The following is a 6,797-nucleotide window of genomic DNA, read 5'->3' as shown; positions in this document are numbered from 1 at the left end:
GTCGCCGCCGGCGGGTGCCGGCTCGTCGACCCGAGCGACCGGGTCCGGTGCCGCAGGTATCGGCTCGGGCGCGAACGGGTCGCCGTCGAACATGTCGCGCTGGACGGTCATGGTGCCGGACCTTTCAGGTGAGCGCGCGCTGGCGCAAGGCCGCGGTGCGAAGCACCGTGGGCGAGGCGTCCTGCGCGGGCGATGATGAAGCATGCGCGAAGGGCGACGCCCGCAGGCGCCGCCCGGTTCGCTGGCCGGTCAGTAGAACTCGGCGCGATCGGCGATGATCTCGCAGCCGTAGCGGTCGTTGCCGTCGCTGTCCTGCCAGCGGGTGTAGTGCAGGCGTCCCTCGATGGCGATGAGGTCGCCCTTCTTGCGGTTGCCGGCGATCGCCTTGGCGAGGCCGTTGAAGCAGGTGACCTTGTGGTATTCGGTCTCCTTGACGGTGAAGCCGTCGTCGCCTTTGTAGGTGTGGCCGTCCTTGTTGAGCTTCGGGCGATCGGTCGCCACGAAGATGGTCGCGACGCTGGTGGCGCGATTGACTTCGCGCAGTTCGGGGGTGCGGGTCAGGCGGCGACGAGGTTCACGTTGTTCATGGCATTGCCTCCTTGGGTTGGTCGGCGGTCCGTCCGCCGGTGTCACCTGAAGGGCGTCGCGGTTCGGGGCGTCGCACCGGAGGGCGAGCTGGGCCGGCGCGCAGGCGGCGGGCCTGGTCGACCGGAGGGGAACCCCTTTTGCAGGGGTGGTGCGGGCAGCCGCGCGAAGCGCGGCAACACGGCCCTGCCAAAGGGGTTGCGAGGCCCCGGGGCGCGGCGCAGGTGACACGAAACGGCGGATGGGCCGTCGATCAGCCCAAGGTTCCCGCAGGCATTGCCATGGACAAACCTCGTGAACCGCTCATGTCGGTCGCCTGACCCGTACCCCCGAACGACCCGGCGCGAAGGCAGGCGTGCCGCCAGCGTCGCTCGCTGACCGACGTGGTGCCGCTCCGAAGCTCGACAAGGACGGCCGCGCCCGGGCGACGACGCACCGGCAAGGAGACCGGATGCCGCAAGGTCGCCCGACGGCCGACCCTCGCCAGGGCGATCGCCGGCAACCGCATCGGACCTGGGCGTCCTCATCGCCATAGGGGGCAAACGCCTGCCGATACCCGCTGGCAGAACAGCGACGGCTTTACGCGCCGCCCGGCTGCGGGATCATCGCCGATCGTGATGATCTTTCCACTCGGCCAGCGAACCGGGCTGTGTCTGCGGGCGCCGCCCTTCGGGTTGGCGAGGATCGATCGCCTACTCGGTTCGCCGGGTGGGGGTGATCCGATGCTCGACGATCAGCGCCGCGACACGTTGTACGATGCGGCTCGGCACCTCGGCGATGATGGTGCTACCGTCGTTACCGGCGCGAACGTCGGGTCCGACCCATGCGAAATCGTTCACGTCGTCCCACACGATGCGTGATCGGTCATCGAGGCCGAAGGCTCAATGAATCGCGGCGGCAGAGGGATGGATGCAGCCGGTGAATAATCGCGCGTCGTCAGTGGCACCATCAGGACACGGAGCCTTCCGGCTGAGCGATAGCTGCCAACCACCATGCAGGGGCGGAGTTTCGAGCCGTCCTCGTCGCCCCGGTTATGTTCATGCCGCCAGAGGTAGAAATACCAGATCAGGTCACCGGCTTGCGGTTCAATCGACGTACTGATCGTTCTGGACGGACCCGGCGCTGGCGTCGCGGTCCTGATGGCGTGGATGGCTTCATCGCTCAACTCCTGCGGCGAGAGCGCGAGGTGATCGAGGCGGGACAAGCGTTCGAACTCGGAGGCGGGTAGCATGACCACGCGGGCAGCGCCGTTGCGCTCGATTGCGATCGGATGCGTCATCGCCTCGTCGTAATAGAAGCCGAACCGCTTCGACACGTCGGTCGATCTGGCCTTTTCGATTGTAGGGGTCATGGTTTCCCTCATCTTTCGTTACGCGGCCGGGGATCGATTAAGCCCTGCGTCCCTCCAGGATGGGACCCTCATCTGGTCCTGCCAATGTTGTAACGGCCATCTTTCTGTTACATGGGAATCCGTATCTTCCGTAAAACGGAAGACAATCCGTACACCACGGACCGCGCGGCTGCAACAGGCACTAACGGCAACAGGGACCGCTTCGGCGATGAAGCGATCCCCGTCGAGGTGGCGATACGGGCGACGCGTCAGCGCCGCCCGATGCCGGTCAGACCCTCTCGTCGACCGGCGCGGTGCTGGCACCCAGCCCGTCTCCGGTGTCATCGCCTGCGCCCGAGGTCGCCACGTCACGGCCATCGGCGGTGAAAGGCAGCGCGGGTTCGCCATCGTCCGCCTTGACCCCGAGCGCGGCACCGACGTCGCGGCGCTTCTGGGCGCGCTGCCACACGACGTTGTACGAGCCGTCGTCCTGGCGGAAGGCCGAGACCTGGAGCGGCGCGGCGAGCGACGGATCGTCGATGCGGCCGTTGAGGAACGCCTCGCCGGTGTTGTTGGAGGTGAGTTCAAAGAACGCGCCGACCTGCACCCACGTCCGGCCCGGGGTGAGCGCATGGATCTCGTAGCGCGGGGCGCGCGGATTGGACGACTGGACCGGCTTCAGCGCGATCGTCATCGCGACCGCGAGGGTGGAAATGCGGCCCATGAAGATGCCCGCGTCGTTCTGCTTGATCTGACCGATGTTCATGACGTGTCTCCTGATGTCGTGCTGGACCCCATGTCCTCGACACCGATCTTCAATCCTCCTCCCCTCCCCGGCCCTTCGGCCGGGCAGGGCGCGATGAGCGCCCCTCACCGACCGCGTTCTTCACGCGGACGGTGGTGCGTGCGGGACGCGGATCGGGCTAGGTCAGGAGGATGTGCCGATGGCGCTGTTAGCTATCGGTCTCAGGCTTTCCCGGGACGATGGAGAGCGCAGGCGGTTTGAAGCCACCCAACCGGAAGTGCTCACCGATCGCGGCGAGGTCACCTAGAGCATTGTATTCCTGAAGCGTCAGCACGACGCTTTCGTTGTCGTCGGCCGAGAATATCGCGCGCGGACCATGACCTGGCCAGACCCGAACCTCGGGCGAGAACGACCCGGGCGAGCCTCCCGACCACGTCCTGAACGGAAGGTCGTTGGTGCAGCAGAAGTCCTCGATATCCTCGATATTGCCGTTCTGGACCTCGTGAGCATGGAGGCGCAGGGGTTCGCCGGATGTAACGGATTCAAGCGGTTCTCCCCCCCATTCGGTCGAGAGGCCGTAGAAATCGGCGAGTTTGTACAGTTCGGGCAGTCGATCGGCGGGAAGTTTCCCCCCGATCGTAATGGAGACGGAGACGCGGTCGGCCATGTCGGGACCTCGTGATGAAGTGGACGTGCCGGTCCCGCGAGCGGTGTCATCACCATTCGCCCGGCTATCCATTCATCACCCCCTTCCCTTGAGCGTGGCCCAGGTTCGAACTGCGATATCCTGTGCTTATACGGCGATAAAGCGAAGGAATAGCTAAATTATCGATCCGATACGGTGTTGAATCGGGACTGGAGCCCATGAAGCAAAAAAAGGGCGACGCCGTGTGCCGGCGTTGCCCCGAGTTTCGGCGTGCGGGAGCGAAAGGGGGCGCGCCCGTGCGCCATGCGGTGCCGTGAGGGAGTGCACGCACCGGGGGTGGATCAGGCGTCCTCGGCGACGCGCTGGCGGCGACCGCGGCCCTTGCCGACCGGCTCCTCGACCGGGGCGGTGGTTTCGCCCAGGCCGTTGTCGGTGGTGCCCGCATCGTGATCGGGGCCGTTGCCGACCGGGCCGCCATCGGCGCCGAACGGCGGCGACAGATCGTCATCCGCCTTGACGCCGAGCGCGGCACCGACATCGCGGCGCTTCTGGGCGCGCTGCCACACGACGTTGTACGAGCCGTCGTCCTGGCGGAAGGCCGAGACCTGCAGCGGCGCGGCGAGCGACGGATCGTCGATGCGGCCGTTCAGGAACGCCTCGCCGGTGTTGTTCGAGGTGAGTTCGAAGAACGCCCCGACCTGCACCCACGTCCGGCCCGGGGTGAGCGCGTGGATCTCGTAGCGCGGCGCGCGCGGGTTGGACGACTGGACCGGCTTGAGCGCGATCGTCATCGCGACGGCGAGGGTGGAAATGCGGCCCATGAAAATGCCCGCGTCGTTCTGCTTGATCTGACCGATGTTCATGACGTGTCTCCTGTGATGTCGTGCTGGACCCCATGTCCTCGACACCGATCTTCAATCCTCCTCCCCTCCCCGGCCCTTCGGCCGGGCAGGGCGCGATGAGCGCCCCTCACCGACCGCGTCTTCACGCGGACGGTGGATCGTGCGGCAGGCGGACGATGTCGGTGCTCAGTGGGCGAGCTGGTCGGTGAGCGCGGTGCCGATATCGGCGTGCGCCGCGGCGAGCGCGCCGATCGCGCGGCTGACGACGTCGGTCGCCTCGTCGCTCGGATCGATGCACCAGCATTTGCCGGCGTGGCGGATGTCGATCAGCCGGTCGGACTTGTTGTCGATCCCGAACGTGTAGCCTTGACGCTGGTCGAAGCCGGCGACGGTGACGTCGGTCGTTTTGGCCTTGATCGTGACGACGGGCGCGACCGCGGGGGTCAGCAGCACGGTATCGCGCGGCGTTTGCGCCTGTGGGACCAGCGCGGGTGCGGGCGGCTTGCCGAGCGTCGGCATCTTCGGGATCGGCACGAGGCCGTTCACCGCGTCCTGCGCCATGTCGGCCGCCATTGCGGTCGCCATGAAGATGGCGGTGCGCGCGAGATCCTGGGCGATGGCTTCGCGGTGCGGCTCGGTCAGCGTGGGCAGGAGGTGGCAGAGTTTGGTGTCGAGCGCGAAGGCGACGGGCTCGGCGTTGGGATCGATGCACATGATCGTGACCTTTCGGCAAAATGCCCGGACCCCATGTCCAGGATGCCGATCCGGTCCCTCTCTCCTTCCGGCGCAGCCGGTGCCGGCATCGTCGCGAGGCGATGCCGTGCCGTTCAGCGAGGCGGTCGCGGATGTCGCATGAGGCGCTTCCGGGCGGCCGACAGATGATCGATCGAGCGTTGCAGGAAGAAGGCGTGCGCGCTGTCGGATTCGAGTGTCCCCAACCGGCGTTCGAGCGCGTGATACGGTGGTGGATCGCATCGATCGTCAGCATGATATCGTCGACTCCGCTGTGAGGTCGCCGACTGTGTTCACCAAATGCCGCAAATCGCGCCCGAGCCGGTCGAGCTTCCAAATGACGAGTGTATCGCCAGAGCGCAGCGCCTTGAGACCGGCCGCAAGCCCGGGACGATCATCGCGGCGGCCTGAAGCCGTATCCTGATAGATGTGGTCGGGATCGACGCCAGCGGCTCTGTTGCAAAAATCGTGAAGCTTGAGCATGCTTGGCGGAGATTGGACGGACGGAACGATGACGGATTTCAAGTGGCGCCATTTCCAGGGTGATGTGATCCTGTGGGCGGTGCGCTGGTATTGTCGCTATCCGATCAGCTATCGCGACCTTGAGGAAATGCTGGCGGAACGCGGCATTTCGGTCGACCATACGACGATCTATCGCTGGGTCCAGTGCTACGCCCCGGAGATGGAGAAGCGGCTGCGCTGGTTCTGGCGGCGTGGCTTTGATCCGAGCTGGCGCCTGGATGAAACCTACGTCAAGGTGCGGGGCAAGTGGACCTACCTGTACCGGGCAGTCGACAAGCGGGGCGACACGATCGATTTCTACCTGTCGCCGACCCGCAGCGCCAAGGCAGCGAAGCGGTTCCTGGGCAAGGCCCTGCGAGGCCTGAAGCACTGGGAAAAGCCTGCCACGCTCAATACCGACAAAGCGCCGAGCTATGGTGCAGCGATCACCGAATTGAAGCGCGAAGGAAAGCTGGACCGGGAGACGGCCCACCGGCAGGTGAAGTATCTCAATAACGTGATCGAGGCCGATCACGGAAAGCTCAAGATACTGATCAAGCCGGTGCGCGGTTTCAAATCGATCCCCACGGCCTATGCCACGATCAAGGGATTCGAAGTCATGCGAGCCCTGCGCAAAGGACAGGCTCGCCCCTGGTGCCTGCAGCCCGGCATCAGGGGCGAGGTGCGCCTTGTGGAGAGAGCTTTTGGCATTGGGCCCTCGGCGCTGACGGAGGCCATGGGCATGCTCAACCACCATTTCGCAGCAGCCGCCTGATCGGCGCAGAGCGACAGCCTACCTCTGACTGCCGCCAATCTTTGCAACAGAGCCGGTAGGTCCACTTGCCCCGCACCTTGACGTAGGTTTCATCCAGGCGCCAGCTCGGATCAAAGCCACGCCGCCAGAACCAGCGCAGCCGCTTCTCCATCTCCGGGGCGTAGCACTGGACCCAGCGATAGATCGTCGTATGGTCGACCGAAATGCCGCGTTCCGCCAGCATTTCCTCAAGGTCGCGATAGCTGATCGGATAGCGACAATACCAGCGCACCGCCCACAGGATCACATCACCCTGGAAATGGCGCCACTTGAAATCCGTCATCGTTCCGTCCGTCCAATCTCCGCCAAGCATGCTCAAGCTTCACGATTTTTGCAACAGAGCCAACCAGACCTGCGGATGGCGTGCGAGCACATCGAGGATAGGTTCGTAGTCTTCCTTGCGATAGATCGAGCCGGTCGGGTTGGACGGCGAGTTGATCAACAACCAGCGGGTACGCGGCGTGATGGCCCGTTCCAGATCTTCTGCCCGCAGGCGGAACCCATCTTCGGACCGTGTTTGCAAAATGATCGGCGTCGCGCCCATCATCTCGACGATGTCGCTGTAGCTTACCCAGTAGGGCGCGGAAGAATTACCTCTCGCC

Annotated in this window: 9 protein-coding genes and 2 pseudogenes; 1 reads left to right on the top strand and 10 read right to left on the bottom strand. The window is 65.1% G+C overall.

What is annotated here, in order from left to right; genetic code table 11:
• Positions 1 to 249 precede the first annotated feature (249 nt).
• From NW75_RS20150 to NW75_RS20110, 8 genes and pseudogenes are all read right to left on the bottom strand, one after another.
• The gene (locus tag NW75_RS20150; protein ID WP_231565353.1) at positions 250 to 633 is read right to left on the bottom strand and encodes a single-stranded DNA-binding protein; all 384 of its coding nucleotides are present in this window, start codon (positions 631 to 633) and stop codon (positions 250 to 252) included.
• Positions 634 to 1,277: 644 nt separating this feature from the next.
• Entirely contained in the window at positions 1,278 to 1,424 is a 147-nt protein-coding gene (locus NW75_RS27005; RefSeq protein ID WP_231565352.1) for a hypothetical protein, read from the bottom strand.
• A complete protein-coding gene (locus NW75_RS27000; protein ID WP_231565351.1) occupies positions 1,421 to 1,936 on the bottom strand; it encodes a type II toxin-antitoxin system Phd/YefM family antitoxin in 516 nt (171 codons plus the stop codon). Before NW75_RS27000 ends, NW75_RS27005 begins: the two co-directional genes overlap by 4 nt.
• A gap of 268 nt (positions 1,937 to 2,204) precedes the next feature.
• Complete coding sequence (locus NW75_RS20135) at positions 2,205 to 2,681, bottom strand: DUF736 domain-containing protein (protein WP_024310589.1); 477 nt, start codon at positions 2,679 to 2,681, stop codon at positions 2,205 to 2,207.
• Between the two features lie 187 nt (positions 2,682 to 2,868).
• Positions 2,869 to 3,327 carry a hypothetical protein gene (locus tag NW75_RS20125; protein ID WP_052192542.1) on the bottom strand — a complete coding sequence of 153 codons (459 nt, stop codon included), beginning with the start codon at positions 3,325 to 3,327 and terminating at the stop codon, positions 2,869 to 2,871.
• A gap of 320 nt (positions 3,328 to 3,647) precedes the next feature.
• Positions 3,648 to 4,169, bottom strand: a complete 522-nt coding sequence (locus tag NW75_RS20120) for a DUF736 domain-containing protein (RefSeq protein ID WP_033967161.1) — start codon at positions 4,167 to 4,169, stop codon at positions 3,648 to 3,650.
• A gap of 165 nt (positions 4,170 to 4,334) precedes the next feature.
• Positions 4,335 to 4,862, bottom strand: a complete 528-nt coding sequence (locus NW75_RS20115) for a hypothetical protein (protein WP_033967159.1) — start codon at positions 4,860 to 4,862, stop codon at positions 4,335 to 4,337.
• 291 nt (positions 4,863 to 5,153) lie between these two features.
• A pseudogene (locus NW75_RS20110) lies at positions 5,154 to 5,363 on the bottom strand (recombinase family protein); the annotation flags it as partial.
• A 28-nt stretch (positions 5,364 to 5,391) separates the two neighbouring features.
• On the opposite strand from NW75_RS20110, the gene NW75_RS20105 reads away from it, so the two are divergent.
• On the top strand, positions 5,392 to 6,156 hold the full coding sequence (locus NW75_RS20105) for an IS6-like element IS6100 family transposase (RefSeq protein WP_001389365.1): 765 nt from the start codon (positions 5,392 to 5,394) through the stop codon (positions 6,154 to 6,156).
• Positions 6,157 to 6,211: 55 nt separating this feature from the next.
• Here the strand turns inward: NW75_RS20105 and NW75_RS20100 are convergent.
• Together NW75_RS20100 and NW75_RS20095 are read right to left on the bottom strand one after the other, a co-directional pair.
• Positions 6,212 to 6,478: pseudogene (locus NW75_RS20100) on the bottom strand (IS6 family transposase); the annotation flags it as partial.
• Between the two features lie 39 nt (positions 6,479 to 6,517).
• On the bottom strand, positions 6,518 to 6,797 hold a 280-nt coding region (locus NW75_RS20095; protein WP_033967156.1), incomplete at its 5' end, for an aminotransferase class I/II-fold pyridoxal phosphate-dependent enzyme.

It is taken from the genome of Sphingomonas sp. Ant H11 (genome assembly GCF_000797515.1).
In the GTDB taxonomy this organism is placed as follows: Bacteria; Pseudomonadota; Alphaproteobacteria; order Sphingomonadales; family Sphingomonadaceae; genus Sphingomonas.
This window is presented reverse-complemented; position numbering and strand designations above follow the sequence as displayed.

Coding starts and splice junctions, on each gene's coding strand:
- NW75_RS20135 (WP_024310589.1), bottom strand. CDS start 2,681: ATGAACATCGGTCAGATCAAGCAGAACGACGCGGGCATCTTCATGGGC.
- NW75_RS20105 (WP_001389365.1), top strand. CDS start 5,392: ATGACGGATTTCAAGTGGCGCCATTTCCAGGGTGATGTGATCCTGTGG.
- NW75_RS20115 (WP_033967159.1), bottom strand. CDS start 4,862: ATGTGCATCGATCCCAACGCCGAGCCCGTCGCCTTCGCGCTCGACACC.
- NW75_RS20125 (WP_052192542.1), bottom strand. CDS start 3,327: ATGGCCGACCGCGTCTCCGTCTCCATTACGATCGGGGGGAAACTTCCC.
- NW75_RS20120 (WP_033967161.1), bottom strand. CDS start 4,169: ATGAACATCGGTCAGATCAAGCAGAACGACGCGGGCATTTTCATGGGC.
- NW75_RS27000 (WP_231565351.1), bottom strand. CDS start 1,936: ATGACCCCTACAATCGAAAAGGCCAGATCGACCGACGTGTCGAAGCGG.